Genomic DNA, 26,578 nt, shown 5'->3' with positions numbered 1-26,578 from the left:
TGAAATATTGCAAAACTATTGCACCACAATTTTTTGAATATTGTTATGATTTCCATCTTTTATCGACAAAAAGTAAACTCCCGCAGCCAATGAATGGAATGAAACTTGATGAGAACCACTCAAATTTACATTGCTTTCCGTAGATAAAACTCGACCATTTATATCAATAATACTTATTGAAGCTGTAGTAAAGTTATTTCCTTTGTTGCTAATTGTTACATAATTTGAAGCTGGATTTGGATAAACCAAGAATTGACTTTGAAAATCTTCATTTGATAATTCGCTTGAAACCGTGACAATTCCTTGATAAGGCGTCGTTTCTTTTTTGGTCAAGGTTACCATCAAATTATCCATTGATGCAAGGGCAGGAATTTGAACCGTTGCAGTACCACCTGTTATAACTCCAGTTGCCAAGATTTCATTGTTTTGAGAAACAGTGATTTTTGCACCATCAGTATTAGAATTTATTACTAGATCGACACCTTGATTTGAAACTTGAGCTGGATGAGTCGCGGTAATTACTGTTGGAACGGCACTTCTAAAAGTAACTGATGGATCACCAAAAAATACCCATGTTTGCATTACTTCTTGAGCTGTTCCGCTATTTGAATAAGTTTCCAGCATACTCACTTGACCTCCATAAAACAATTCTCCCAGAGAAGTTGCACCAGCCGAATTGCTATCGATTATAAGTTCAGTCATTTGATCCTGTGTTTGCATTGGTTCTGCCCAAGCCATTAAGATAGAAGAACCACAACTTGCAATAGCTCCTGTTGGATTTGAATTATGATTTGACTTCAAAAATGCCTCGCATAAAGAAGTTCCTCCCACAAAAGTTCCGTTGTTACAAGCTACCGAAACTACGAAAGGAAAACTACCCTCATTTGTCAGACTATTAACATCCGTATTGGTGTAAGATCCTGTAGACATAATATCCAAAGCACCATGGCCTGTATAGTTTAGCAAGCCAATTCCATCATTTATAGCTGCTGAAATCATGGTAGCATCTGGACTAAACTCGGCATCATTTCCACCTTGAGAATCATCATAAAATTCGTAGATATTGGTATATCCAAAACCTGTTAATTGTGTTCCAATGTTTCGCAGATGTTGCCAATCGGCCTCCCCATCATCACCATAACCATATCCTTCATTTGAACCAATTCCACCAGCTTTTGTCATCCAATCTCCAGTCAAAGGATTTTTTTCATATCCCATAATCTTGGTTACGATTTTTTGTACTTCGGTGGTATTTCCAGAAAGTCTTCCAATCATCAATTCTGGATAATAATCGTCTCCTTCAAGTTGTCCATAGTAGGAATCACTCCAAAGTTGCTCATCGGCACCTGTAATTCCGTAGCTATAAGCAGGCAAATCTTGATGATCGCCAACTAGCAAAACATACGTCAAATTTGGATTATCCGTATAAAAGCTACTGATGCTATTTTTAATGGAAGTTGTCGTAGCTCCATTTGCAAGCGTTAGAACAGTAGTTTTGATACCACTTTGATTTTTCCAAGTAACCAATGGTTGAATTGAAGTATTGTAGGAACTTTTTGAAACAATCAGCATTTCTCCTGGCTCGGTAACTGAATTTGAAGATATTTCAGCGTTTAGAAAATGCGAAGTATAAAGCGATTGAAAAGTGCTATTACTTGTTGTTCTTGAAGGTTTCTCGTTGTGACCCGCTTTGGTTTTATCAGTTGTAACTGTTACTTTGAGGTTTTGATACACTCGCAAAACCTTTGTAACTGGATTGTATTGATAAGGATAAAAAATTACTGTAACACCTCTTGCATCTCTAAAAATATACGGACCTGAAATATCTGCCAGTTTTTTTGGAAAAAAATCATTCACTTCATAAGTAGCTCCAAAAACATAAGGAACCTCTTCTGGATTAACATTTCGTTTCAAACTTCCTTTTGAAGGCAAAATATTGATGTCTTGAAAATCCTGAAATCCATCAAATGTAACTTCAATTGAAACATCTCCTGTATTTGGAACAATCAGCGATTCAGAAAAAACGGGTAATTCTGGCGCTGTTGTTTGCATCATTTTGGCTTTTGCCACAGCACTAAAATTTTCATATGGAATGCCATTGTAGGACTTCTTTACAGAGGTATATTGAGGTGTTGAATTTTGGATTATCAACTTTTCTGGATGAGATGACAACATTCTCAAATCTTGAGAAAAACTGTTCCAACTCACTATTAACAATAAAAACGATAAGTAATTTATCTTCATAGGGTTACTGATTTTATTTTATACGAATGTACTAAAAAAATCAATACTTCGACAAAGCGCTAAAAAAAGTATAAAACAAAAAAAGCTCCACTTTTCAGTGGAGCTTTCATCTATAAAATTTAAAAATTATCGTTGATCCATTGTTTTAAATTCTCTCAAAGCGTGACCTGTATAAATTTGTCTTGGTCTTCCAATTGGTTCTTTATTCACACGCATTTCTTTCCATTGTGCAATCCATCCTGGCAAACGTCCGATGGCAAACATTACAGTAAACATATCGGTTGGAATTCCTAATGCACGGTAAATGATTCCTGAATAGAAATCCACGTTTGGATATAGATTTCTTGATTTGAAATATTCATCATTCAAGGCAGATTCTTCTAATTTTTTAGCGATAGCCAAAACTGGATCATTCACGCCTAAAGTTGCTAGAACCTCATCAGCAGCCTTTTTGATGATTCTTGCTCTTGGATCAAAGTTCTTGTAAACTCTATGTCCGAAGCCCATCAAACGGAAAGGATCGTCTTTATCTTTAGCTTTCGCCATATATTTATCAGCATCTCCACCGTCTTTCTGGATCGCTTCAAGCATTTCCAAAACAGCTTGATTAGCACCTCCGTGAAGTGGTCCCCAAAGTGCAGAAACTCCAGCAGAAATAGAAGCAAATAAACCTGATTGAGATGAACCAACCATTCTTACAGTTGAGGTAGAACAGTTTTGCTCGTGATCTGCATGAAGGATAAACAATTTATCTAAAGCAGAAACTACAACTGGATTGATGGTATAAGGTCCTGTTGGCAATTCGAACATCAAACGCATGAAATTTTCTACATATCCTTTTGTATTATCATAATAATTCAAAGGATAACCAGAGCTTTTTCTAAACGTCCAAGTTGCTAAAACTAGGAATTTACCCATGGTTTTGCAAACTGCCTCATACATTTCTTTTTCATTATCAACATTCACCACCTTTGGGTTGAAAGCTGTCAAGGCACTTGTCAGGGAAGATAAAACGCCCATTGGGTGAGCTGTTTTAGGAAAACCATCAATGATGTTTTTCATTTCTTCGTTTACCAAAGTATATTTTCTGATATCATTTTCAAATTGCTCCAATTGCTTTTTGGTTGGCAATTCTCCAAAAATCACTAAATAGGAAACCTCAAGAAAATCAGCTTTATCCGCTAAATCCTCGATAGAATAACCTCTATAACGCAAGATTCCTTCTTCTCCATCCAAAAATGTGATGTCACTTTTACAAGATCCTGAATTTTTATATCCTGGATCCATTGTAATAATCCCTGTTAAATCACGTAGTTTGTTAATATCGATAGCAACTTCTCCTTCGCTTCCTTCGATAACAGGAAACTCGTATTTTTTGCCATCAATTTCTAATATTGCTGTTTTTGACATAATTGTTTGGTATAATTTATCTTTGAAATAATAATTTAACAAACTTAAGGAATTGCAATTGAATTAAAAAATGAATAGTGCAATGATATCGTTAATTATTCTATAAATAATGCAAATTTGATATACACCACAAAAAATTAAAAAACCCACGGTTATGGCTCCGTGGGTTATCCAAACAAAAACATTGATTAACTAAAACTTACTTTTTGATTATTTTCTCAACTTTAATTCCTTTTTCTGATTTTATTTTGAAGAAATAGACACCATTTGCTTTGTCAGAGATATCAAGCATTGTCTTGATTTCGCTGGACAAATGTGTCATCAACAATCTACCTTGAACATCATATACTTCAACCGAATGGAGGGTTGAATCGGCTTCAATGTTTACTAGGTTTTGAGCCGGATTTGGATATATTCTTATCGATTCATCTTTTAAATAATCTCCAACCGAAAGATCTTGGAAAGTAGTGTTGGCATCATTGGTTAGGATTGGAAAATTATAATCAAAATAAATATTGGCTTTTTTGGTAACTGTATCGCCAACATCTAGTGTTGATTTAGTTTTCATTTTTAGCAAAATATTTCCGTGTCCGTTTGTATCTAAATTAATTCCCTTAAAAATAAATTCAGCGATATTATCTGTACTTACTTTTGCTTCAAGCGGATGTGAACCGTCTAAAATTTGCATACTCGAAACATCATATTTAGTTGCATCAATATCAATTTTTACTACTACATTTTCGGCTGGTGCGGTTCCTGTGTTTTCAAAATTTACGATGTAGTGAAGGTAATTTCCAATTTCGGATGGTGCAGCATTATCGCCTTGAAGGCAAATGATATCGTTTGGATCAAAAGAACCTACAACAGTTTGGAAATAAGAAAATATAATCTCATTTAAATTGATTGGATTTGTTCCGACATTAAAAATCAATTCGTCTCCAATATTTACTGCTGGAGTTTCCATCGGACCATTAACATTCAGAGTCACATAAATGCTTCTGGATTCAAAGGGCTGCAAATCGGTATAATTCCATGTCAAAAACCCTGTAGCCTCAGCAGCCGTTGGCACGCTTGTACTAACCAAATCCAAAACAGTATCTTCATAATAAAAATACACTTGACCTGAAAGCATTTGATTACCTGTGTTTTTATAGACAATAACGTACTCAGCATCAAAACCTGGTCGAGCTGGAGTTACTGGTGCAATAACAATTTCGGCATTTTCGACAACACCATTTGCTGTGATACAAAAATTATTGGTGGAAACCGAATTATCACTGATTGGAAAATTCACGATTGCATTTGCTGGAGAAACTGTAAAAAGTGACGGATTTTCGAGTTGTGGAGTTACTGTGAAATTTCCTTCTTGGGTATAAAAGTTGTAGTTTCCTTCGGAATCTGCAAAACTAGCACCTTGTTCTGTTCCGTCGGTGATGTTCATTTTAATAAAAGGCTGAGCATCATTATCATCACAGCCATTATTATCAAAATCATAAAGAATTGAACCTGTGATGGTGTTGTAAATTCCACCTGGTGTAAAATCGCAATACGATGTTACCACGACGTCCATTTCATTTTGTTCAAAATAAGCTACCATCGAAGCTATTTCTGCTTCGTCCGTACAGAAAAATTCTAAATTGGGATTATTGTTAAATACATGCGTTTCGCTACAAACTTCCATACCATTTTTCATATAAACAGCAAACAATTGCGGATTATTGCTAAAATCTACAAGACAAATATTTGGATTTCCGCTCAAATCAATGGTGGTAAATAAATTGTTACTTGCATAAATGATTCCTAAGTTCAGTAACCCATCAAAACTAACAGTTGCAATTTGATTATCAGAACAGTCTAAACCTCCGATGTTTACAAAGGCTTCTAGACCTGTTAAATTAACGATATTGGAAGATTGCAGTTGCAACATTTCATATTCCAAAGCTGCTTCAGCATATTGAATTTCACCGTCATTATTATTATCAACTCCTGAGTCTATTAATTCGGCTTTAAAATTGGCATCAGGAATATTCACTATCCCTGATGGATTTTCTATTAAGGCAACAGCATTATCCAAATAGGCTGTACATTGATCAGTTGTAATATTCAATAACCAAAAAAGTGAACTTGGTGTATAATTTGAAATTGTTATAGTAGCATTTCCAGAACTATCCAATACAAAGGTACCTTGTGTCAAATCGCTATAGATGATATAGGAAACAATAGCGGAAGGCGTCCCTGTAACTGAAATAGTTGCCGTTTGATCTGCTAAAGTATATCCCGTAATCTCAGCAGTTGGCATTGGTAAGACTGTTACCACTGCACTATCTTCAAAACTACATCCCGATTGAGAAAAAGTTACCACTAATGTGTAAGTTCCAGCTTGTGAAGCAGTCAAACTATTTCCAGTAGCACCTGGAATGATAGTAGTATTCAAGAACCACTGAAAAGTGTAAAAATCATCTTCTAAACCTGAATTCAACACTGTACTAAACCCTTGACATATAGTAACATCCTGAATGCTAAAGTTTGGCAAAGAACCCGTACCTACAACAAGCTCGGTTACTGCAAAATTAATTGGATCGGCTATTTCTTCTACCCTAACATACAATGTTTGAGAACCTACTGCTCTTTCGAAACTTGTTGGATTATTAATCTTGACACTGTTATCATCAAGTTCAGCTCCAGACAGTGTTAAATAGAAAGTAACAGCATATTCTGTTTCCGATAAAGTTCCTAGAATTTCTGGAATCTTTACAGTTAAATCAAGTGTTTCTGTACCATTATTATCGCTATCACAAGCAATCAAAAAACTCGGCTGATTGATGTCGATTTGGGCATAAATGCTACTGGAAATCAAGAGCATTAAGAGTAGTAATTTTTTCATATTTAGGGTATTTGATAATTGCTAAAAAAATGTTTTTATAAAGGTAATCTGTCTTTTTCTAATATTCTTTTGTCAATGAGTATTAGCAGGTTTTGAATTAGAATTTAATTAGATCGTTTTCAAGAGTTCCTGCAATCGTTCCTTTTTTCGCTGCGAAATCGGGAGGTTTGAATTATCGGCCATCACGACATAACCGCCATCTTTCTTGATATACGATTTTAGATAAGAAAGATTAATCAAATGCGATTGATGAATCCGTTCAAAACCATGTTCGGTTAGCATTTCTTCATATTCTTTTAAGGTTTTTGAGATCATGATTGGCTTGCTGTTCTTGATGTAAAACTTCGTATAATTATCTTCACTCTCACATCGAATTATATCGCTAATTTCAAAAAGATGAATACCATCAGATGTTGAAAGAGCAATTCGTTTAAAGTTATCTACTTTTTTTCGGATATTTTCCAGCAACAAATCAATATGTGCATAACCATCATTTTGCTTCAGCACATTCTTTATTTTTTCGACCACTTTTTGTAATTCCTCCGGATCAACAGGCTTTAGCAAAAAATCCAAAGCACTAAATCGGAATGCTTTTATAGCATACTGTTCGTGAGCCGTAATAAAAACAATATGCGAAGTAGATTTTCCATTCTTCAATGCCAGTTGTTCTAAAATGTCAAATCCAGTTCCATCACCTAGTTGAATGTCCAAAAAAACAACCTGTGGTTTTAATGTATCAATGGCTTCCACACCCGTCATTACCGAATCGGCTTCACCTAAAATTTGAATTTCTGGAGCATAACGAGACAGAAGTCCTTTCATCCCATTGCGTAAATTTTCGTCGTCGTCTATTAATAAAGCTGTAATCATATTATATTTATCTGTTGGAGATCTTTTAATCCTTAAACCTTTTAATTTTTTTAATCACTTCAAATACTGAATTGGCAATTTCAACACCACAATCGTTCCCATGATTTCCCCATTTGGAGCCACTCGTTCTTCAATTTCTACATGAGAAGTTTTTGTTGTAATGGCTTCCATCATTTCCAATCGCTTTCGCGTAATATCCAATGCCATCGACTTGTGAACCGAAACCAAATTTTCCTTCAGCTCTTTCGATTTATTAAACCCAATTCCGTTGTCAATAATTTTACATACCAAGCTTTGTTCTTCGATAGAAAAATCAATATCAATATAGCCTTTTCCAGTTTTCGGGATCAAACCATGAATGATCGCGTTTTCAACAAAAGGCTGCAATAACAATGGAGGCAAAGCCATATCGTCTTCGAGTTCGCTGCTTTTTGTAATATTAAATTCAAATTTTTTATTGAACCGAAGTTGTTCCAATTCAAGATAATTTTGAAGGCTTTCTATTTCCTTATCAACGGGAATAAGGGATTCTTTTGAGTATTCTAGCGTCAATCGCATCAATTTAGAAAACTTCGAAAGGTATTTTATTGCTGAATCTGTTCCGTTTTGTACTATAAAACTCGAAATTGATCCCAAACAGTTGAATACAAAATGGGGATTCATCTGCAAATGCAAGGCTTTTTGTTCATACTCGGCTAATTCCTTCTGCAAGGTCAGTGTCTTCTTTAATTGCAAACGGTTATAGAACAAGAATACAATCCCAAAAACCAAAAGTATAAAAAGGATAATAAAACCAATTTGTTGCTGATGACGTTTCGATTGCTCATTATAAATGAGTTCCCGTTTCTCCTGTTCCTTTTTTTGAAGCGCTTCCTTTTTATCGAATTCAAAATTCATTTCGGCCTTAACACTATTTCTGATGCTTTCATTATTACTGACGCTATCTTTCGCAATAGTAAATAATTTATAATGCAGTAATGCTTCTGCTGGACGATTGAGTTTTTCATAAATTTCACTTAGCCGTTGTTCAGTATTCTTGACTTGTTCCAGCACATTGAGCTCTTTTGCCAAAGCCAATGATCTATTTGTGGCAACCAAAGCTTGTTCAAACTTTTGCTGCTCAACGAAAATTTCTCCCAGATAATAATAAGAATCTGATGCTCCAAATTTATTCCCGACACGATCAAAAATCGTCAAGGCTTTGTTGTAATTTACCAAAGCCTCGTCTAGATTTCCAGTTTGCTTGTAGTATAGCCCCAAATTATTATACAACTCTCCTATACCTATTTCATTAGGGTATTTTTCAAAAAGTGATTTCGCCTTGGTATAATATTCGATCGCTTTCGCGTAATTTTTTTGTTCTAAATAAATATTTCCAATATTGGTTGTCGTGATACCAACTGTTTCATCCTTGATTTTTTCCTGAATTTTCAAGCATTTGATGTAATAATCCAACGCCTTGAAATCTTCGCCTTGGGCTTTGTAAACAATACCTATATTATTGTAAACTCTTGCACATTTTGCCCAATTATTACTTTCTTCATAAATTTTCACCGCTTTCAAATGATACTGCAAAGCCTTGGCATAACTACTTTGTTCAGAAAAAACAATGCCGATACTTCCATAAGCCCTTGCCAAACCATTCTTGATTTCTTCCTTGTTTTCAGATGAATTGCTTTCGAGTTCCTTTTCAAAAATAGCTTGGGCATTACTGAAATTTCGGTTTGCTTCGGGATAATTCCCTAGGATGATATTTCCGTTACCGATGTTCAGGTAAGAAGTTCCTTCGGCAAGTTTATACTTAATCTTCTTGGATAATCCTAGGGCTTTATTGGCATATTCCAAAACCAGTTTTGGGTCGGATGATTGATATTCAACGGCTATAGCATTGAGTAGTTGAGCTCTATCGATATCATTTTTAGCAGATAACAATACGGCTTTCAAACTATCGACAGTTGTCTTTTGGGCTTGACCCACAACTGATAAAAATCCGAAAAGGAATAAAAAAACAAGGGTACTTTTTCTCATAATGAAAAATAACTGCAGATTGCCAAACAAAAATAGCATTTACTTTCCATAAAGAATTAGTCATTTAGAATTTGATGGTTTTCAACGAGAATTTGATTTTAAATTTAAAAACCCAAATTAAATGATTTGTGTTATTCAACTTCAAAGCGTTAGAATATTTTGCCTAGGCCATAATTTTTATATAGATTTGTCAAACCTTTAACTAATTACTTATAAACTATGAAGATAACTTCTACACGATTTTTTACTTTTATTGCCGCATTCATGGTCCTGCTTTCCTGCAGTAAGGACGAAGACGAAGCTGGAATTAGCTCAGTTGTATTATCTGCTACAGCAACTACTGTTCAGGTTGGCGACATGACTACTTTCACGCTTTTAGCAAACACAAATGAGGATGTAACTTCAACGGCAACTTTTTTCGTTGATGATGTCGAAATTCCTTCGAATACTTTTTCGCCAACCGAAGCTGGTGAATACACGGTTGTTGCCAAATACCTTTCTGGCGATGAAACAATCGTTAGTAACACACTAATTATTACCGCCACTGCTATTCCAATTACTGGAATCACCTTGAATGCAACTCCAGAGATTATTGAAATTGGAGAATCATTCACCTTGAGTGTTGTAGCGAGTAACCAAGCACAATTGACTACAGGAGTGACTTATTTCGTGAACGATACTCCACTCGATTCAAATGTTTTTACACCAACCGCTACTGGAACTTATACTGCAAAAGCAACTTTTGACAATGACGGTCAGCTCTTGACTTCACCAGAAGTAACATTAACAGTTACCGCAGTTATGACCGAAGTTACCATTTTTAACGAGGTTGTATTTTATGACGGGTATGCAGCAACCGTAAACGAACCAGTTCAACCTGGAATGATCCGTAAAAGCAATGCTTCGTATGTAACCAAACTAACACCAACACATATCGCTTCTTTGAGCAACAAGTTGAAACTGCAAGTTACGATTGGAGCTTTATGCGACAACTACGACAGGATTGGTGGTGTTTTTGTAAACATGGTCAATAAAGGAGAGGCTTTCTCAGAAGATAATGTTGCCAAACGTCTAGAAGTAGGCCGATTCATAACCCCTTTTATGAACAAAAACATTTCTCCAACACAAGTAGATTATCTTTTTGAAACCGATAATTTAGCCTTGTTATTTAATGATCCAGCTATAAATGATATGTATGATTTTTGGATTGAATTAAATGTTTTCGGTGTTCCTTATGCTGCAAACGAGCAAGTTGCCGGATGTTCAGGAAGAAATGATGTTTTTGAAGGAACTTTAAAATTTATTTCTACCGATGAAACCTATGAACATACCAACCAACTTGTGGTTCCGATTGTAACCTACAAAGAGTTGAAAAATTATGACACTTCAGGAACCGATATTTTAGGAGAAACTGTTAGAACTTATACCTTCAATGTACCATCAAGTATCACAAATGCCAAGCTGTATGTAATCACTTCAAATCATGGAGCAAATGCTGGTGGTGAAGAATACAATAGAAGAGAACATTTCATTTACTTCGACGGAAGCTTGACCGACATGTATGTTCCAGGAGGAAAATCGTGTGAGCCTTTCAGGATGTATAACACACAACCAAACGGAATTTATGGTCCTAATCCGAGATCACTTGCACAATGGCAATCTTTTAGCAATTGGTGTCCTGGAGACATTATTCCGATTAGAGTTTATGAACTAGACAATGTCAATCAAGGAAGTCATACCTTCAAGATTGAAGTTCCAGATGCTGAGTTTGTAGACGATCAGGGTTATATTCCGGTTTCAGTTTATATTCAAGGAGATCTTTAATTTAGTAAATTATAAAAAAGGAAAACCGTCTCAATATCATAATTTGAGGCGGTTTTTTTATTTGAAAACTATTATTTTTGAATTCTAAAATGATACTAATGCAAATACAATTAGCTACACCAAAAGATGTCGATCAAATTTTGAACATAATTGACCAGGCAAGAACCATCATGCGTGAAAACGGAAACCTAACACAATGGAGCAACGGTTATCCGTCAAGCGAAATAATTCTTGAAGACATTCACAACGGTCATGGCTATATTTGCGTAAATGAACAAGAAATAGTAGGCTACTTTTGCCTCATGATTGGCGATAATCCCGATCCAAATTATAGTAAAATCGAAGGAAATTGGCTCAATGATAAACCTTATGGCGTAATCCACCGATTGGCTTCGGGCCGGAAAGTAAGAGGAATTGCCCAAAAAGCATTTGAATTTGCTTTTGAAAAAATAAATAATATTCGAGTAGATACCCATCATGAGAATTTACCGATGCAAAACTTTTTAAAGAAAATAGGTTTTGAATATTGTGGGATTATCTATGTAAGCGATGGAACTCCTAGGGATGCCTTTCAGAAAAATATCCTATAAAACAAAACGCCTAGACTTTCATCCAGGCGTTTCTATCTAAACCTCAAAGGTATTATTTCTTAATCTTAAAAGCATTTTGTCCAGGAAAGTAAGCCGTGCTTCCCAATTCCTCTTCAATACGCAACAACTGGTTGTATTTTGCCATACGATCTGAACGTGAAGCCGAACCAGTTTTGATTTGACCACAGTTTAACGCTACAGCCAAATCAGCAATCGTGTTATCTTCAGTTTCTCCAGAACGGTGCGACATTACAGAAGTATATCCAGCATTGTGAGCCATATTTACCGCTGCAATCGTTTCAGTCAAAGTACCAATCTGGTTTACTTTCACCAAGATAGAATTTGCAATTCCTTTGTCGATTCCAGTTTTCAAACGCTCTACATTCGTCACGAATAAATCATCACCAACCAATTGTACTTTATCACCAATTAAAGTCGTAAGGTATTTCCATCCGTCCCAATCGTCCTCATACATACCGTCTTCAATCGAGATTATTGGGTATTTCTGAGTCAATTCAGCCAAATACTCAGCTTGCTCTTTCGAACTTCTGATTTTTCCACCATCTCCTTCAAATTTCTTGTAATCGTAGTTACCGTTTACATAAAATTCCGAAGCAGCACAGTCAAGAGCGATCATCACTTCATCGCCAAATTTATAACCAGCCTTTTCAACTGCCTTTTTGATAGAATCCAAAGCATCCTCAGTTCCACCAGCCAAGTTTGGTGCAAAACCACCTTCGTCTCCAACAGCCGTACTCAAATTTCTGTCATGCAATTCTTTCTTCAAACTGTGAAAAATCTCAGTACCCATTTGCATCGCGTGTGAGAATGATTTCGCCTTAACCGGCATAATCATAAACTCTTGGAAAGCAATTGGAGCATCCGAGTGCGAACCACCATTGATGATGTTCATCATAGGAACCGGCAATGTGTTGCCCGAAACTCCACCTACGTATCTGTATAATGGCAAACCAAGTTCAGCCGCTGCCGCTTTTGCAACCGCAAGCGAAACCCCTAAAATCGCGTTAGCTCCAAGATTTGATTTGTTGTGAGTTCCGTCTAATTCAATCATCGTCTGATCAATCAGGTTTTGCTCAAACACAGAAGTCCCAACCAATTCCTCGGCAATTCTCAAGTTAACGTTTTCAACCGCTTTCAAAACCCCTTTTCCAAGGTAGGCCTTTCCACCGTCACGTAACTCTACTGCCTCATGCTCTCCAGTAGAAGCTCCAGAAGGAACAGCCGCTCTTCCAAGCACACCATTTTCAGTAATAACGTCTACTTCAATCGTAGGATTTCCTCTTGAATCAAAAATTTGTCTAGCGTGAATTTTAATAATGATGCTCATTTTTTCGTATTTTAAATTATGAATTACACATTTATATCTACAAATATATTATAAGTTTAGAAATCATTTACCTAAAATTATGAATCTTATCAACTCAAACGATTTAGTAGATTGTTTATCAGCAAAATAGTTAGAAACGAATCGCTTGGGCTTTTTGGCAAACCATATTCCCGCTGTAGTCCCGAGGCTTCGGGAGCTTTAAAACTGTTGGTCACAGTTTTAAGAGCTCAAACAATTCCAGCATCGGGGTTAGAGGGAAAATGAATTGAGTTCTGGAATCGCTTGTCCCAATCTTTCGTCATATCCTAACAGTCCCGAAGCTTCGGGACAAAACCTGTTAGGTATTGTTTTACAAAATCAAACTCAAAAAAACCAAAAAACCACCTGATTTTCATTAAATTTGAAATAAAAACATGAGAGCCACTCTTATACTTTTCCTATTACTTTCAACTACCCTCCTATTTTCTCAAACCGACGAACGGATTTACGCTATTATAGAAGACATTTCAACACAAAGAATCGAAAACGATATTAAAACCTTGGCCAACTTTGGCACAAGGAATACATTCAGCGATACCGTTTCAACAAAAAGAGGAATTGGTGCCGCAAGACGCTGGATTAAAACCGAGTTTGAAAAAATTTCAAAAGATTGCAATTCCTGCCTGGATGTTTTTTATCAAAAAGATTTTGTAACCACCAACGATGGCGAACGTGTTCCAAAAGACACTTGGATTGTAAATGTTGTTGCCCTACAAAAAGGCACAAAAAACTCCAACCGTTATGTGATTATGACAGGGGATATCGATTCCCGAAATTCAGACCCGATCGATTTCCAGAAAGATGCTCCCGGAGCTAACGACAATGCCTCGGGAATGGCAGGAACAATTGAAGCCGCCCGAGTGTTATCAAAATATAAATTTGACTACAACATTGTCTATCTGGGTTTGTCAGGCGAAGAACAAGGTTTGTTTGGAGGAAAAGGCTTTGCGGAGTTTGCCAAAAAAAATAATTGGGACATTATTGGAGTCCTCAACAACGACATGATCGGAAATATTGAAGGTGTCGATGGCGTCATCGACAACCGAACCTTTCGCATTTTCTCGGAACCCACTCCAATTACAGAAACCGAAAAAGAAAAATCGAATAGGCGTTTTTATGGAGGAGAAGTAGATGGAATTTCCAGACAACTCGCTCGCTATATCCATAAAACAACCCTAACCTATATGCCAGAAATGAATCCTATGATGGTGTATCGACTCGACCGTTTTGGTAGAGGTGGCCACCATCGTCCCTTTAATGACCTCGGTTTTGCAGGAGTTAGAATCATGGAAGCTCATGAAAATTACAACCGCCAACACCAAGATTTGAGAACTGAAAATGGAATTAAATATGGTGATGTAATCGAAGGTGTTAATTTTGATTACGCAAATAAGTTAACTGCTGTAAATGCAATTAGTTTAGCTTCTCTGGCTTGGGCACCACCCGAACCTAAAAACGTAAAAATAGGAGGAATTGTAGAGCCTAACACAAAGCTGAGATGGGACAAATCTGAGGACACAGCAATCAGCGGATATAAGATCTATTGGCGGCTTACTACTTCTCCACAATGGGAGTTCAGCCGTTTTGTTGGAGATGTGGATAATTTTGAATTAAAAGGTATTGTAATTGACAATTATTATTTTGGTGTAGCCTCTGTTTCCAAATCAGGCCATGAAAGCGTGGTGGTTTTTCCTAACGACATCATTAGGACTACTTTTAGGAGAAAATAATCTGGCCCCATTTTTAGGATGAACACTATCAATCCTTGGTTCACTTACCTAATAAAATGTTCGTATCCGTTTTTCTTGCAACAATTACAGCTAAATGATTTCGTCTTGACAAAACAATCAATCATCAGTTATTTATGACTTACAGGTCTAAATAAAGAAATCAAAAATTATAATTTTTAAATAAAAAAACCTGCAAATCATCGACTTGCAGGTTTCACTATTTTTTTAGCGTTGTATTCTTTCGATAAACTCATCAAACAAATAGCTTGAATCGTGTGGCCCAGGACTTGCTTCTGGATGGTATTGTACCGAAAAACAATTCTTGTTTTTCATTCGCATCCCGGCAACCGTACCGTCGTTGATGTGAAGGTGTGTGATTTCGAAATCTGGATGTTTTTCCAATTCTTCTCTGTTTACAGCAAAACCGTGGTTTTGAGAAGTGATCTCTCCTTTTCCAGAAATAGTATTCATAACTGGATGGTTGATCCCTCTATGACCGTTGAACATCTTGAAAGTCGAAATTCCATTTGCTAATCCAATTACTTGGTGTCCTAAACAAATCCCGAATAAAGGTTTTTCGTTGGCCAATATTTCTTTTGCCACTTGGATGGCTCCCTCTAATGGTTCTGGATCACCAGGACCGTTGGAAAGGAAAAATCCGTCCGGATTGAATTCTGCCAAATCGCTATAAGTTGAATCAAAAGGAAAAACCTTGATGTAGCAATCTCTCTTGGCGAAGTTGCGAAGGATATTTTCCTTGATGCCTAAATCGAGTGCTGATATTTTATATTTTGCATTTTCATCTCCGTAGAAATAAGGTGCTTTTGTGGAAACTTTTGAAGCCAATTCAAGACCTTTCATATCTGGAACATCTGCCAACAAAGCTTTTAATTCTTCTATGGATTTTCCATCAGTAGAGATTACGGCATTCATGGCTCCGTTGTCACGGATGTAGCTCACCAAAGCTCTTGTGTCGACATCTGAGATACAAATAAGATTTTGCTTCTTGAAATAGTCTTCCAAGCTTTCAGAAGCATCTGGTCTCGAATAGTTGAAGCTGAAGTTCTTGCAAACCAATCCTGAAATCTTGATCGAATCTGATTCAACTTCCTTTTCATTCACACCATAGTTTCCAATGTGTGGATTTGTAGCAACCATAATCTGACCGAAATAAGAGGGATCGGTAAAGATTTCCTGATAACCTGTCATTCCCGTATTAAAGCAAACTTCACCAAAGGTTGTGCCGCTGATTCCGATTGATTTTCCATGAAAGATGGTTCCGTCACTTAGTAAAAGAATGGCCTTTTGTCGTGTTGTATATTTCATTCGTCGTAGTTATTGTTTTTATAAGTCTCATGGAACTCCGCTATGCGTCGTTTCATGTTAAATAATAGTTGTTGTTTGTGTAGTTGCAGTTACGGTGTGCAAATTTAACTCAATTTCTGGGCATTTGAAAATTTCTTTTTCTCTTTAATTTACAAATCCTTTTTGTCGCCAAAGATTGTCCCGAAAGTTTCCAAAATGCGGAAAGATTTTCACTTAGCCCTGATGGTGCCATTGTTTGAGCTCTTAAAACTGTGACCAACAGTTTTAAAGCGAGTGGCTCCAGCAGGAACATGGGGTCCAAAAATGCCCAAACGTTTCGCTTCTGAACAAAAAAAAAGGACAAACTACTAAAAGTTTATCCTTGATTTTTATTGAATAGTGAATTTCATTATTCAGCTGACTCAGTGTTTTCAGTTTCAGTAGCTGGAGCTTCTGGTGCTTTAGCTTCAGGAGTTGCTTCAACAGCATCTTTCTTTGCTTTACCACCACGACGGCTTTTTGCTTTCTTAACTTCTTTTTTACCACCGTTGTATAGTTCGTTGAAATCTACTAGTTCGATCATTGCCATATCAGCATTATCTCCCAAACGATTTCCAACTTTGATGATACGTGTATAACCACCTGGACGATCTCCCACTTTTGCTGCTACATCTCTGAACAAGTCAGTTACGGCATATTTGCTACGTAGGTAAGAGAAAACGATACGACGGTTGTGAGTTGTATCTTCTTTTGATTTTGTTATAAGCGGCTCAACAAATTGTTTAAGTGCTTTTGCTTTAGCAACAGTAGTGTTGATACGTTTGTGCTCGATTAGAGAACAAGCCATATTAGACAACATTGCGGCTCTATGCCCTTTCTGTCTGCTTAAGTGATTGAATTTTTTTCCGTGTCTCATGACGTTTGTTTTTTGACTTCATCTTGCTTCAATCCGCTTTGGAGAGCAAAATATGAAGTGCTTTATTCTTTATCTAATTTGTATTTTGCCAAATCCATTCCGAAGGTTAGATTCTTCACTGCAACAAGTTCATCAAGTTCAGTTAAAGATTTTTTACCGAAATTACGGAATTTCATCAGGTCATTTTTATTGAAAGATACTAGATCTCCAAGTGTATCAACTTCAGCCGCTTTCAAGCAGTTTAATGCTCTAACTGAAAGATCCATGTCAACAAGCTTAGTTTTAAGCAATTGTCTCATGTGCAATGATTCCTCATCGTATGATTCAGTTTGTGCGATTTCGTCAGCCTCAAGTGTAATTCTCTCGTCAGAAAACAACATGAAATGGTGGATTAGAACTTTTGCTGCTTCAGTAAGTGCATCTTTTGGATTGATTGAACCATCCGTTTTGATTTCAAAAACTAATTTTTCGTAATCTGTTTTTTGCTCTACACGGAAGTTTTCAATTGCATACTTCACATTCTTTACCGGAGTAAAGATTGAGTCAGTAAAAATTGTTCCTATCGCTGCATTTTGTTTTTTGTTTTCCTCTGCAGGAACGTAACCTCTACCTTTTTCGATAGTAAGTTCTATATTAAGGTTTACTTTGCTGTCTAAATTACAGATAACTAGTTCTGGATTTAGTACTTGGAAACCTGATATAAACTTTTGAAAATCTCCAGCAGTAAGTTGGTCTTTACCAGATACAGATATTGTAACTGATTCATTATCTATATCTTCAATCTGACGTTTGAAACGTACTTGCTTAAGATTAAGAATAATTTCTGTAACGTCTTCAACAACTCCTGAGATAGTAGAAAATTCGTGGTCTACACCTTCAATTCTAACAGATGTTATTGCATATCCTTCTAAAGCAGATAGCAAAACTCTTCTAAGTGCATTACCAACGGTCAATCCGTAACCAGGTTCTAAAGGTCTAAATTCAAATTTACCTTCAAAATCGGTTGAATCGATCATGATAACTTTATCGGGCTTCTGAAAATTAAATATTGCCATAATTTCGACTAAGTCAATTATTATTTGTTGTACAATTCGACGATTAATTGTTCTTTAATGTTTTCTGGAATTTGCAATCTTGCAGGAACAGAAACAAAAGTACCTTGTTTGGTATCGTTATTCCAAGTAATCCACTCGTAAACATGACTAGAATTTGATAAAGAACGTTCGATAGCTTCTAAAGATTTAGATTTTTCACGAACAGCAACAACGTCACCTGGTTTTAGGTGGTATGAAGGAATGTTTACGATTTCTCCATTAACGGTAACGTGTCTGTGAGATACGATTTGACGAGCACCTCTTCTAGATGGAGCAATTCCCATTCTGAATACTACGTTGTCAAGTCTTGCTTCACATAATTGTAATAAGATTTCACCTGTAACTCCTTTTGAAGCAGATGCTTTTTCAAAAAGGTTTCTGAATTGTTTTTCTAAAATTCCGTAAGAATATTTAGCTTTTTGCTTTTCCATCAACTGGACAGCATATTCAGATTTTTTACCTCTTTTTTTTGCCATCCCGTGTTGTCCAGGAGGGTAGTTTCTTCTTTCGAAAGATTTATCATCTCCGAAGATCGCTTCACCGAATTTACGAGCGATTCTTGTACTAGGACCAGTATATCTTGCCATTTCTTAAAATTAAATTAAGGTAGAGATTATGAATTCAGGTCATATCCTCCGATAATCTTAGTTCTACCTTTTGATTATACTATTTACTTATTTATGTTTATTGATGTTTGGTGAACAAACAAAAATTAAACTCTACGTCTTTTAGGAGGACGACATCCATTGTGAGGCATTGGAGTTACGTCAATGATTTCTGTAACTTCGATTCCACCGTTATGTAGAGAACGAATTGCAGACTCACGTCCGTTTCCTGGTCCTTTTACATACACTTTCACTTTTTTCAATCCAGCCTCTAAAGCCACTTTACTACAATCTTCGGCTGCCATTTGAGCTGCATACGGAGTGTTCTTTTTAGAACCTCTGAAACCCATTTTACCTGCAGAAGACCAAGAAATAACTTCACCTTTTTTGTTTGTCAAAGAAATGATGATGTTGTTAAAAGTAGCACTAATATGAGCTTCACCTGTTGATTCAACGATAACTTTACGCTTTTTTACACTTGCTTTAGCCATACTACTTATTATTTAGTTGCTTTTTTCTTGTTAGCAACAGTTTTTCTTTTACCTTTTCTAGTTCTAGAGTTGTTCTTAGTTCTTTGTCCTCTCAATGGAAGACCAGATCTGTGACGGATTCCTCTATAACATCCTATATCCATTAAACGTTTGATGTTCAATGAAACTTCTGAACGTAGTTCACCTTCAATTTTAAAGAATGATACGGCTTCACGAATTCCTCCGATTTCGTCGTCATTCCAATCTTGAACTTTTTTATCTTGGCTTACCTGAGCTTTTTCTAAAATCTCAATAGCTCTACTTCTTCCTATTCCGAAGATATAAGTTAAAGCGATAACTCCTCTTTTGTTTTTCGGGATGTCTACCCCTGCTATTCTTGCCATAATTATCCTTGTCTTTGTTTAAATCTAGGATTCTTTTTGTTGATCACATATAATCTGCCTTTTCTACGTACAATCTTGCACTCGGCACTTCTCTTTTTTACTGAAGCTCTAACTTTCATATCCTTTAATATCTATAAGTAATTCTTGCTTTTGACAAATCATAAGGGCTCATTTCCAGTTTGACTTTATCACCTGGTAATAACTTGATGTAGTGCATACGCATCTTTCCAGAAATGTGTGCGATTACAATATGTCCATTCTCTAATTCTACACGGAACATTGCATTTGACAATGCTTCAATGATTGATCCGTCTTGTTCTATTGCTGATTGTTTAGCCATAAATTAAGCTACTGCTTTTCTGTTTTTACCACTTTTCATCAATCCGTCATAGTGTTTGTTCAACAAGTACGAATTGATTTGCTGTATTGTATCTATAGCAACTCCAACCATAATAATCAATGATGTACCACCAAAAAACATTGCCCAAGACTGCTGAACATTCATAACACTTACAAGAATTGCTGGGAACACAGCGATTAAAGCAAGGAATAAAGATCCTGGGAAAGTAATTAAAGACATCACTTTGTCTAAAAAGTCAGATGTTTCTACTCCTGGTCTGATACCTGGAATAAATCCACCGCTTCTTTTCAAGTCGTCTGCCATTTTATTGGTAGGAACTGTGATTGCTGTATAAAAATAAGTAAAGACTATAATTAAAGTTGCAAACACTAAGTTATACCAAAATCCGAACATATTACTGAAAGCTCCTGCCACAGATTGAGAAGTTTCTGAATCTGACAATCCTGCAACAGCAGCCGGGATAAACATAATCGCTTGTGCAAAAATGATTGGCATTACACCCGATGCATTAAGCTTTAATGGAATCCACTGTCTGTTACCGTCTTGTTCAAACTCACCAGAAACTGTTCTTCTTGCATATTGAACTGGAATTCTTCTTACTGCCATAACCAATAAGATACAGGCTATAATAACAAGTAACCAAATGATTATCTCAAGAACAAGCAACATCGGTCCACCACCATTATTGGTAATTGTAGAAGTAAATTCTTGTATAAACGCTTGAGGAAGTCTTGCCAAGATACCAACCATGATCAATAATGAAATACCATTTCCGATACCTTTATCAGTAATTTTTTCACCCAACCACATTGCAAAGATTGTTCCTGTAACTAATATCGTAACAGAAGAAAATAAGAATGAAAATTGAGAAATCAATTCAGGGTTTGTTGAAGCAATGATAGCATTTGGAATAGTTCTGTAAAGGTTATAAATGTAACCTGGAGCTTGAACTAAAGTAATACCAATTGTTAACCAACGTGTAATCTGATTGATTTTTTTTCTACCACTTTCTCCGTCTTTTTGAAGTTTTTGCAGATAAGGAACCGCAATTCCCATAAGCTGAACAACAATAGATGCAGAAATATAAGGCATAATTCCCAAGGCAAAAACTGATGCCTGAGAAAAAGCACCACCAGTAAACATGTCTAGAATTGAACCAATTCCGTTTTCTGTTTGCCCAGCCAAATTTGCTAATTGTGTCGCATCAATACCTGGAAGAGTTACTTGAGCTCCAAAACGATAAACTAATAACAAACCTAAAGTAATTAGGATTCTGTTTTTCAGTTCTTCAATTTTCCAAACATTAATAAATGATTCAATAAATTTCTTCATCTTACTAGAAAAATTATAATGTTACAGCTTCTCCTCCAGCAGCTTCGATAGCAGCTTTTGCAGTAGCAGTAAATTTGTGAGCAGTTACCTTTAATTTTGCTTTCAATTCACCTCTACCTAAAATCTTAACGATTTCATTTTTGGTAGCCAAACGGTTAGTTACAAAAACTGACATATCTACAGTATCTGTAATTACTCCGTTATCAACAAGTAATTGAAGCGTATCAAGATTAACACCTTCGTAGTTTTTACGATTGATGTTCGTGAAACCAAACTTAGGCACACGTCTTTGAAGCGGCATTTGTCCACCCTCAAAACCAATCTTTTTAGAATAACCAGAACGAGATTTTGCTCCTTTGTGACCTCTTGCAGAAGTACCACCTTTACCAGAACCTTCTCCTCTACCTAATCTTTTATTTTGATTGTGTGTAGAACCTTCAGCAGGTTGTAAGTTACTTAAATTCATAACTATAATTTGTTATTTAGCTTCTTCAACAGAAACTAAGTGTTTAACTTTGTTTATCATTCCAAGGATTGCAGGATTTGAATCATGCTCTACAACTTGGCCCATTTTACGAAGTCCTAAAGCTTCCAAACCTCTCTTTTGTGTAAGAGGACAGTTGATTTTACTTCTAACTTGTTTTACTAATAACTTAGCCATAATTTCCTTGAATTAACCTTTAAAAACTTTTTCTAAAGAAACTCCTCTTTGTCTTGCAACAGTATGAGCGCTTCTCATTTGAAGCAAAGCATCAAAAGTTGCTTTAACTACGTTGTGAGGATTTGATGATCCTTGAGATTTTGATAATACATCGTGAATACCCACTGATTCAAGAACCGAACGAACAGCTCCACCAGCAATAACTCCTGTACCATGAGATGCAGGGATTAAGAATACACGTGCACCACCAAATTTACCTTTTTGTTCGTGAGGAACTGATTGTCCATTCAAAGGAATCTTTACTAGATTTTTCTTAGCATCTTCTACTGCTTTCGCAATTGCTTCAGAAACGTCTTTAGATTTCCCTAAACCATGTCCTACAACACCGTTCTCGTCTCCAACCACTACAATAGCAGAAAAACCGAAAGCTCTACCACCCTTTGTAACTTTAGTAACACGATTCACACTTACCAGACGATCTTTCAATTCAAGACCACTTGGTTTCACTAATTCTACATTTTTGTATTTAGACATAATATATTAGAATTTAAGTCCAGCTGCTCTCGCGCCTTCTGCTAATGATTGAATACGACCGTGATATAAGTATCCTCCTCTATCGAAAGTTACTGTTTCGATCCCAGCTTTTAACGCTTTTTCTGCAACTAGTTTTCCAACTGAAGATGCAACTTCTACGTTTGTACCTTTACCTACTTCTTTTTCTCTTGAAGATGCAGCCAATAAAGTTACTCCGTTCACATCATCAATAAGTTGTGCGTAGATTTCTTTATTGCTTCTGAATACAGAAAGTCTTGGCTTAGCAGCAGTACCGCTAACAATCTTTCTAATTCTGAATTTGATTCTCTGTCTTCTATCAGATTTTGTTAATGACATAATCTTATATTTTATTAAGCGGATTTACCTGCTTTTCTTCTTAATACTTCACCTACGAATTTAACACCTTTTCCTTTGTAAGGTTCTGGTTTGCGGAAACCTCTGATTTTCGCAGCTACAGCTCCTAACAATTGCTTATCAAAAGAAGTTAATTTCACGATTGGATTCTTACCTTTTTCAGAAATTGTTTCCAATTTTACTTCATCAGCAACTTCCAAAACGATGTTGTGAGAAAATCCTAAAGCCAAATCAAGTTTTTGCCCTTGATTAGAAGCTCTGTAACCTACTCCAACTAGTTCCAATTCTTTAGTAAAACCTTCAGATACACCCACAATCATATTATTGATTAAAGATCTGTATAATCCGTGTTTTGCTCTCTGGTCTTTATGATCAGATGATCTTTCAACTTGAACCTGATCACCTTCAACGTTCACAGTAACATCTGAATATTCCTGTGTTAGTTGACCTAATTTTCCTTTTACCGTAATTACTCCTTCGGCAACTGAAACAGTCACTCCAGCAGGAATTGTAACGGGATTTTTACCTATTCTTGACATCTCTTAGCTTTTTATTAGTATACGTAACAAATTACTTCACCACCAACATTAAGTTGTTTGGCTTGTTTTCCTGTCATCAAACCTTTTGATGTAGAAACAATTGCAATACCTAATCCGTTAAGGATTCTTGGCAATTTAGAAGCACCTGCATACTTACGTAAACCTGGTTTACTAATTCTTTGGATATCTTTGATTACTGGCTCTTTAGTATCTTTATCATACTTCAAAGCAATTTTGATTGAACCCTGAACGGCGTTGTCCTCAAACTTGTAGCTCAAGATATACCCTTGATCAAATAAGATCTTGGTAATCTCTTTTTTTAGATTAGATGCAGGAATTTCAACGACTTTGTGGTTTGCAGCCACAGCGTTTCTCACCCTTGTCAAATAATCCGCAATAGGATCTGTGTACATATAATTGAAATTGCGGTTTTGGTATTCGTACCGGACTCTCCAGCAGAACCTGAAACCATTAAACTCTACAAATTAATTAACAGATAATTGTACGTTGCCGACAAAAATCCGGCAAACATACAACTATCTGTTGAAATATCAAAATTGATAAATAAATTTTACCAACTTGCTTTTTTAACTCCTGGAATTAATCCATTATTGGCCATTTCACGGAAAGTTACACGAGAAATACCGAATTGACGCATATATCCTCTTGGTCTTCCTGTTAATTTGCAACGATTGTGCATACGAACTGGTGAAGCATTTTTCGGTAATTTTTGCAAACCTTCGAAATCTCCAGCTTCTTTCAAAGCTTTTCTTTTCTCAGCATATTTCGCTACCGTTTTTTCTCTTTTCACCTCACGGGCTTTCATTGATTCTTTAGCCATGTCTTAATTCTTTTTAAAAGGTAATCCTAATTCAGCCAATAATGACTTTGCTTCCTTATCTGTTTGTGCAGTAGTAACAAAGGTAATATCCATTCCAGAAATCTTGTTCACTTTATCAATGTCGATTTCAGGGAAGATAATTTGCTCTAAAACTCCTAAGTTGTAGTTACCTCTTCCGTCGAAACCAGTAGCTTTGATACCACCGAAATCTCTAACACGCGGCAAAGCAGAAGTAATAAGCCTATCTAAAAACTCATACATTCTTTCTCCACGTAAAGTAACTTTTGCTCCAATTGGCATTCCTTTTCTCAATTTGAATGACGCAACGTCTTTCTTAGAGATTGTAGAAACTGCTTTTTGTCCAGTAATCTTAGTTAATTCATCAACTGCATAGTCAATTAATTTTTTGTCAGATACTGCTGCACCAACTCCACGGCTCAAAACGATTTTTTCAAGTTTAGGAACTTGCATTACGTTTTTGTAACCGAACTCTTCTTTAAGAGCAGAGATAACTCTGTTCTTATATTCATCTTTTAGTCTAGGTGTATATGCCATCACTATAGTACTTGATTAGATTTTTTTGAAAATCTTACTTTCTTATCTCCTTCTACTCTAACTCCTGTTCTTGTAGTTTCCTTTGTTTTAGGATCTATAAGAGCAATGTTAGAAATTTGTATTGGAGCCTCTTTCTTAACGATTCCTCCTTGAGGGCTTTTTGCACTTGGTTTTGTATGTTTCGAAACCATGTTTACACCTTCAACAATCGCTTTGTTCTTCTCACGATCTACCTTTACAACTTTACCTTCAGCACCTTTATGGTCTCCAGCAATAACTCTAACGATATCTCCTGTTTTTATTTTTAGCTTTATCATCTTGCAAATAATTAAAGCACTTCTGGTGCTAATGATACAATTTTCATGAATTGTTTTTCACGAAGTTCTCTTGCTACCGGACCAAAAACACGAGTTCCTCTCATTTCTCCTGCAGCGTTCAAAAGAACACATGCATTGTCATCGAAACGGATATAAGAACCATCAGCTCTTCTCACTTCTTTTTTGGTACGTACCACAACTGCAGTTGAAACAGCTCCTTTTTTCACGTTCCCGTTTGGAGTTGCATCTTTAATAGATACTACAATCTTGTCACCAACAGAGGCATACCTTCTTTTGGTACCTCCTAAAACACGGATAGTTAAAACTTCTTTTGCTCCCGTGTTATCTGCTACTTTTAGTCTTGATTCCTGTTGTACCATAATTATTTAGCTCTTTCTAAGATTTCAACTAATCTCCAACATTTTGATTTACTCAAAGGACGCGTTTCGCTAATTCTCACAGTATCTCCAATGTTACAGTCGTTTGTTTCGTCATGTGCAACAAATTTCTTTGTTTTCAACACGAACTTACCGTATAATGGGTGTTTTACTTTAGTTACTTGAGCAACAACAATAGATTTATCCATTTTGTTTGAAGTAACCACACCAATTCTTTCTTTTCTTAAATTTCTTTTTTCTTCCATCTTTCAGTAGAATACAATTATTGCAACTCTCTTTTAGTTAGTTCAGTTGCTAATCTTGCAACAGTACGTCTAGCACCTCTAATTTGAAGCGGATTTTCAATTGGAGAAATAGCGTGAGCCATTTTCAAATCAGCATACGCTTTTTTAGATTGGCTTAGCTTTTCCTGTAATTCAGTTACAGAAAGATTCTTTATTTCTGATTGTTTCATAATAATATAGATTATGCTTCGAAATCTCTAGCAACGACGAATTTAGTTTTCACTGGAAGCTTTTGAGCCGCAAGACGTAATGCCTCTTTTGCAACTGACAAAGGTACTCCTCCAACTTCAAACATAATTCTTCCAGGTTTAACAACGGCAGCCCAATATTCAACTGCACCTTTACCTTTACCCATACGTACTTCAAGAGGCTTCTTTGTGATAGGTTTGTCCGGAAATATTTTAATCCATAATTGTCCCTCTCTCTTCATAAAACGAGTAGCCGCAATACGAGCTGCTTCGATTTGACGAGAAGTTAAGAACATTCCATCTTCATGTACAGATTTAATTCCAAACATTCCATTTGAAAGTTCGTGCCCTCTTTGAGAGTTACCTTTCATTTTACCTTTTTGTACCTTACGGTATTTTGTTCTTTTAGGCTGTAACATTTTTCTTTAGTTT

General features: G+C 36.1%; 31 protein-coding genes. 3 read left to right on the top strand and 28 right to left on the bottom strand.

What is annotated here, in order from left to right; genetic code table 11:
• Window positions 1–15 precede the first annotated feature (15 nt).
• The 5 genes from G508_RS0116120 to G508_RS0116100 form a co-directional block, all read right to left on the bottom strand.
• Window positions 16–2,244 (bottom strand): C25 family cysteine peptidase, encoded by a 2,229-nt coding sequence (locus G508_RS0116120; protein WP_084626009.1) that lies wholly within the window; start codon window positions 2,242–2,244, stop codon window positions 16–18.
• 126 nt (window positions 2,245–2,370) lie between these two features.
• On the bottom strand, window positions 2,371–3,654 hold the full coding sequence (locus tag G508_RS0116115) for a citrate synthase (RefSeq protein ID WP_026706270.1): 1,284 nt from the start codon (window positions 3,652–3,654) through the stop codon (window positions 2,371–2,373).
• Between the two features lie 199 nt (window positions 3,655–3,853).
• The gene (locus G508_RS19205; RefSeq protein ID WP_051197711.1) at window positions 3,854–6,538 is read right to left on the bottom strand and encodes a T9SS type A sorting domain-containing protein; all 2,685 of its coding nucleotides are present in this window, start codon (window positions 6,536–6,538) and stop codon (window positions 3,854–3,856) included.
• A 108-nt stretch (window positions 6,539–6,646) separates the two neighbouring features.
• Entirely contained in the window at window positions 6,647–7,408 is a 762-nt protein-coding gene (locus G508_RS0116105; protein ID WP_026706269.1) for a LytR/AlgR family response regulator transcription factor, read from the bottom strand.
• A gap of 54 nt (window positions 7,409–7,462) precedes the next feature.
• Complete coding sequence (locus G508_RS0116100) at window positions 7,463–9,436, bottom strand: tetratricopeptide repeat-containing sensor histidine kinase (protein WP_026706268.1); 1,974 nt, start codon at window positions 9,434–9,436, stop codon at window positions 7,463–7,465.
• A gap of 219 nt (window positions 9,437–9,655) precedes the next feature.
• Here G508_RS0116100 and G508_RS20325 point away from each other — a divergent pair, with 219 nt between their 5' ends.
• Complete coding sequence (locus tag G508_RS20325; protein WP_211223397.1) at window positions 9,656–11,260, top strand: peptide-N-glycosidase F-related protein; 1,605 nt, start codon at window positions 9,656–9,658, stop codon at window positions 11,258–11,260.
• A 98-nt stretch (window positions 11,261–11,358) separates the two neighbouring features.
• A complete protein-coding gene (locus G508_RS0116090; protein ID WP_026706267.1) occupies window positions 11,359–11,850 on the top strand; it encodes a GNAT family N-acetyltransferase in 492 nt (163 codons plus the stop codon).
• Window positions 11,851–11,902: 52 nt separating this feature from the next.
• Here G508_RS0116090 and eno read toward each other — a convergent pair whose 3' ends face one another.
• Entirely contained in the window at window positions 11,903–13,198 is a 1,296-nt protein-coding gene (eno, locus tag G508_RS0116085; protein WP_026706266.1) for a phosphopyruvate hydratase, read from the bottom strand.
• Window positions 13,199–13,611: 413 nt separating this feature from the next.
• On the opposite strand from eno, the gene G508_RS0116080 reads away from it, so the two are divergent.
• Window positions 13,612–14,967, top strand: coding sequence for a M28 family metallopeptidase (locus G508_RS0116080; RefSeq protein WP_026706265.1), 1,356 nt, complete (start codon window positions 13,612–13,614; stop codon window positions 14,965–14,967).
• Window positions 14,968–15,192: 225 nt separating this feature from the next.
• Here the strand turns inward: G508_RS0116080 and carA are convergent, their stop codons facing one another.
• From carA to rplP, 22 genes are all read right to left on the bottom strand, one after another.
• Window positions 15,193–16,293, bottom strand: coding sequence for a glutamine-hydrolyzing carbamoyl-phosphate synthase small subunit (gene carA, locus G508_RS0116075; protein ID WP_026706264.1), 1,101 nt, complete (start codon window positions 16,291–16,293; stop codon window positions 15,193–15,195).
• A gap of 388 nt (window positions 16,294–16,681) precedes the next feature.
• Window positions 16,682–17,188 carry a 50S ribosomal protein L17 gene (gene rplQ, locus G508_RS0116065; RefSeq protein WP_026706262.1) on the bottom strand — a complete coding sequence of 169 codons (507 nt, stop codon included), beginning with the start codon at window positions 17,186–17,188 and terminating at the stop codon, window positions 16,682–16,684.
• Window positions 17,189–17,250: 62 nt separating this feature from the next.
• Window positions 17,251–18,243, bottom strand: coding sequence for a DNA-directed RNA polymerase subunit alpha (locus tag G508_RS0116060; protein ID WP_026706261.1), 993 nt, complete (start codon window positions 18,241–18,243; stop codon window positions 17,251–17,253).
• A gap of 20 nt (window positions 18,244–18,263) precedes the next feature.
• On the bottom strand, window positions 18,264–18,869 hold the full coding sequence (gene rpsD, locus G508_RS0116055; RefSeq protein WP_026706260.1) for a 30S ribosomal protein S4: 606 nt from the start codon (window positions 18,867–18,869) through the stop codon (window positions 18,264–18,266).
• 125 nt (window positions 18,870–18,994) lie between these two features.
• Window positions 18,995–19,378, bottom strand: coding sequence for a 30S ribosomal protein S11 (rpsK, locus tag G508_RS0116050; protein ID WP_026706259.1), 384 nt, complete (start codon window positions 19,376–19,378; stop codon window positions 18,995–18,997).
• An 8-nt stretch (window positions 19,379–19,386) separates the two neighbouring features.
• A complete protein-coding gene (rpsM, locus tag G508_RS0116045) occupies window positions 19,387–19,761 on the bottom strand; it encodes a 30S ribosomal protein S13 (protein WP_026706258.1) in 375 nt (124 codons plus the stop codon).
• Window positions 19,762–19,763: 2 nt separating this feature from the next.
• Window positions 19,764–19,880 carry a type B 50S ribosomal protein L36 gene (gene ykgO, locus G508_RS19885; protein WP_073370549.1) on the bottom strand — a complete coding sequence of 39 codons (117 nt, stop codon included), beginning with the start codon at window positions 19,878–19,880 and terminating at the stop codon, window positions 19,764–19,766.
• Window positions 19,881–19,885: 5 nt separating this feature from the next.
• Window positions 19,886–20,101, bottom strand: a complete 216-nt coding sequence (gene infA / locus G508_RS0116040) for a translation initiation factor IF-1 (RefSeq protein ID WP_007136545.1) — start codon at window positions 20,099–20,101, stop codon at window positions 19,886–19,888.
• Window positions 20,102–20,104: 3 nt separating this feature from the next.
• On the bottom strand, window positions 20,105–21,454 hold the full coding sequence (gene secY / locus G508_RS0116035; protein WP_026706257.1) for a preprotein translocase subunit SecY: 1,350 nt from the start codon (window positions 21,452–21,454) through the stop codon (window positions 20,105–20,107).
• Between the two features lie 13 nt (window positions 21,455–21,467).
• Window positions 21,468–21,920 carry a 50S ribosomal protein L15 gene (gene rplO / locus G508_RS0116030; RefSeq protein ID WP_026706256.1) on the bottom strand — a complete coding sequence of 151 codons (453 nt, stop codon included), beginning with the start codon at window positions 21,918–21,920 and terminating at the stop codon, window positions 21,468–21,470.
• A gap of 12 nt (window positions 21,921–21,932) precedes the next feature.
• Window positions 21,933–22,115: a 50S ribosomal protein L30 gene (gene rpmD / locus G508_RS0116025; RefSeq protein WP_026706255.1), complete on the bottom strand. Its 183-nt coding sequence runs from the start codon at window positions 22,113–22,115 to the stop codon at window positions 21,933–21,935.
• A 12-nt stretch (window positions 22,116–22,127) separates the two neighbouring features.
• Window positions 22,128–22,652, bottom strand: a complete 525-nt coding sequence (gene rpsE, locus G508_RS0116020) for a 30S ribosomal protein S5 (RefSeq protein ID WP_157486071.1) — start codon at window positions 22,650–22,652, stop codon at window positions 22,128–22,130.
• 3 nt (window positions 22,653–22,655) lie between these two features.
• Window positions 22,656–23,006 carry a 50S ribosomal protein L18 gene (gene rplR / locus G508_RS0116015; RefSeq protein WP_026706253.1) on the bottom strand — a complete coding sequence of 117 codons (351 nt, stop codon included), beginning with the start codon at window positions 23,004–23,006 and terminating at the stop codon, window positions 22,656–22,658.
• Window positions 23,007–23,020: 14 nt separating this feature from the next.
• Window positions 23,021–23,563 (bottom strand): 50S ribosomal protein L6, encoded by a 543-nt coding sequence (rplF, locus tag G508_RS0116010; protein ID WP_026706252.1) that lies wholly within the window; start codon window positions 23,561–23,563, stop codon window positions 23,021–23,023.
• 14 nt (window positions 23,564–23,577) lie between these two features.
• The gene (gene rpsH, locus G508_RS0116005) at window positions 23,578–23,976 is read right to left on the bottom strand and encodes a 30S ribosomal protein S8 (RefSeq protein WP_026706251.1); all 399 of its coding nucleotides are present in this window, start codon (window positions 23,974–23,976) and stop codon (window positions 23,578–23,580) included.
• Between the two features lie 158 nt (window positions 23,977–24,134).
• A complete protein-coding gene (rpsN, locus tag G508_RS0116000; protein ID WP_026706250.1) occupies window positions 24,135–24,404 on the bottom strand; it encodes a 30S ribosomal protein S14 in 270 nt (89 codons plus the stop codon).
• 3 nt (window positions 24,405–24,407) lie between these two features.
• Complete coding sequence (gene rplE / locus G508_RS0115995; protein WP_026706249.1) at window positions 24,408–24,959, bottom strand: 50S ribosomal protein L5; 552 nt, start codon at window positions 24,957–24,959, stop codon at window positions 24,408–24,410.
• 2 nt (window positions 24,960–24,961) lie between these two features.
• A complete protein-coding gene (gene rplX / locus G508_RS0115990; protein ID WP_026706248.1) occupies window positions 24,962–25,276 on the bottom strand; it encodes a 50S ribosomal protein L24 in 315 nt (104 codons plus the stop codon).
• Window positions 25,277–25,287: 11 nt separating this feature from the next.
• Entirely contained in the window at window positions 25,288–25,656 is a 369-nt protein-coding gene (gene rplN, locus G508_RS0115985) for a 50S ribosomal protein L14 (RefSeq protein ID WP_007803649.1), read from the bottom strand.
• A 2-nt stretch (window positions 25,657–25,658) separates the two neighbouring features.
• On the bottom strand, window positions 25,659–25,919 hold the full coding sequence (gene rpsQ, locus G508_RS0115980; protein WP_026706247.1) for a 30S ribosomal protein S17: 261 nt from the start codon (window positions 25,917–25,919) through the stop codon (window positions 25,659–25,661).
• Between the two features lie 17 nt (window positions 25,920–25,936).
• Entirely contained in the window at window positions 25,937–26,128 is a 192-nt protein-coding gene (rpmC, locus tag G508_RS0115975; protein WP_026706246.1) for a 50S ribosomal protein L29, read from the bottom strand.
• Between the two features lie 11 nt (window positions 26,129–26,139).
• Entirely contained in the window at window positions 26,140–26,565 is a 426-nt protein-coding gene (rplP, locus tag G508_RS0115970; RefSeq protein WP_007803637.1) for a 50S ribosomal protein L16, read from the bottom strand.
• Window positions 26,566–26,578 lie beyond the last annotated feature (13 nt).

The sequence above is a fragment of the Flavobacterium soli DSM 19725 genome, from assembly GCF_000422705.1.
GTDB classification, from domain to species: Bacteria; Bacteroidota; Bacteroidia; order Flavobacteriales; family Flavobacteriaceae; genus Flavobacterium; species Flavobacterium soli.
This window is presented reverse-complemented; position numbering and strand designations above follow the sequence as displayed.

Coding starts and splice junctions, on each gene's coding strand:
- rplQ (WP_026706262.1), bottom strand. CDS start 17,188: ATGAGACACGGAAAAAAATTCAATCACTTAAGCAGACAGAAAGGGCAT.
- eno (WP_026706266.1), bottom strand. CDS start 13,198: ATGAGCATCATTATTAAAATTCACGCTAGACAAATTTTTGATTCAAGA.
- G508_RS20325 (WP_211223397.1), top strand. CDS start 9,656: ATGAAGATAACTTCTACACGATTTTTTACTTTTATTGCCGCATTCATG.
- rpmC (WP_026706246.1), bottom strand. CDS start 26,128: ATGAAACAATCAGAAATAAAGAATCTTTCTGTAACTGAATTACAGGAA.
- G508_RS0116120 (WP_084626009.1), bottom strand. CDS start 2,244: ATGAAGATAAATTACTTATCGTTTTTATTGTTAATAGTGAGTTGGAAC.
- carA (WP_026706264.1), bottom strand. CDS start 16,293: ATGAAATATACAACACGACAAAAGGCCATTCTTTTACTAAGTGACGGA.
- secY (WP_026706257.1), bottom strand. CDS start 21,454: ATGAAGAAATTTATTGAATCATTTATTAATGTTTGGAAAATTGAAGAA.
- rplE (WP_026706249.1), bottom strand. CDS start 24,959: ATGGCATATACACCTAGACTAAAAGATGAATATAAGAACAGAGTTATC.
- G508_RS19205 (WP_051197711.1), bottom strand. CDS start 6,538: ATGAAAAAATTACTACTCTTAATGCTCTTGATTTCCAGTAGCATTTAT.
- rplR (WP_026706253.1), bottom strand. CDS start 23,006: ATGTCATTAACAAAATCTGATAGAAGACAGAGAATCAAATTCAGAATT.
- G508_RS0116060 (WP_026706261.1), bottom strand. CDS start 18,243: ATGGCAATATTTAATTTTCAGAAGCCCGATAAAGTTATCATGATCGAT.
- rplO (WP_026706256.1), bottom strand. CDS start 21,920: ATGAATTTAAGTAACTTACAACCTGCTGAAGGTTCTACACACAATCAA.
- rplX (WP_026706248.1), bottom strand. CDS start 25,276: ATGATAAAGCTAAAAATAAAAACAGGAGATATCGTTAGAGTTATTGCT.
- rplP (WP_007803637.1), bottom strand. CDS start 26,565: ATGTTACAGCCTAAAAGAACAAAATACCGTAAGGTACAAAAAGGTAAA.
- infA (WP_007136545.1), bottom strand. CDS start 20,101: ATGGCTAAACAATCAGCAATAGAACAAGACGGATCAATCATTGAAGCA.
- G508_RS0116080 (WP_026706265.1), top strand. CDS start 13,612: ATGAGAGCCACTCTTATACTTTTCCTATTACTTTCAACTACCCTCCTA.
- rpsQ (WP_026706247.1), bottom strand. CDS start 25,919: ATGGAAGAAAAAAGAAATTTAAGAAAAGAAAGAATTGGTGTGGTTACT.
- rplN (WP_007803649.1), bottom strand. CDS start 25,656: ATGGTACAACAGGAATCAAGACTAAAAGTAGCAGATAACACGGGAGCA.
- G508_RS0116115 (WP_026706270.1), bottom strand. CDS start 3,654: ATGTCAAAAACAGCAATATTAGAAATTGATGGCAAAAAATACGAGTTT.
- rplF (WP_026706252.1), bottom strand. CDS start 23,563: ATGTCAAGAATAGGTAAAAATCCCGTTACAATTCCTGCTGGAGTGACT.
- ykgO (WP_073370549.1), bottom strand. CDS start 19,880: ATGAAAGTTAGAGCTTCAGTAAAAAAGAGAAGTGCCGAGTGCAAGATT.
- rpsH (WP_026706251.1), bottom strand. CDS start 23,976: ATGTACACAGATCCTATTGCGGATTATTTGACAAGGGTGAGAAACGCT.
- rpsD (WP_026706260.1), bottom strand. CDS start 18,869: ATGGCAAGATATACTGGTCCTAGTACAAGAATCGCTCGTAAATTCGGT.
- rpsM (WP_026706258.1), bottom strand. CDS start 19,761: ATGGCAAGAATAGCAGGGGTAGACATCCCGAAAAACAAAAGAGGAGTT.
- G508_RS0116105 (WP_026706269.1), bottom strand. CDS start 7,408: ATGATTACAGCTTTATTAATAGACGACGACGAAAATTTACGCAATGGG.
- G508_RS0116090 (WP_026706267.1), top strand. CDS start 11,359: ATGCAAATACAATTAGCTACACCAAAAGATGTCGATCAAATTTTGAAC.
- rpsN (WP_026706250.1), bottom strand. CDS start 24,404: ATGGCTAAAGAATCAATGAAAGCCCGTGAGGTGAAAAGAGAAAAAACG.
- rpmD (WP_026706255.1), bottom strand. CDS start 22,115: ATGGCTAAGTTATTAGTAAAACAAGTTAGAAGTAAAATCAACTGTCCT.
- G508_RS0116100 (WP_026706268.1), bottom strand. CDS start 9,436: ATGAGAAAAAGTACCCTTGTTTTTTTATTCCTTTTCGGATTTTTATCA.
- rpsK (WP_026706259.1), bottom strand. CDS start 19,378: ATGGCTAAAGCAAGTGTAAAAAAGCGTAAAGTTATCGTTGAATCAACA.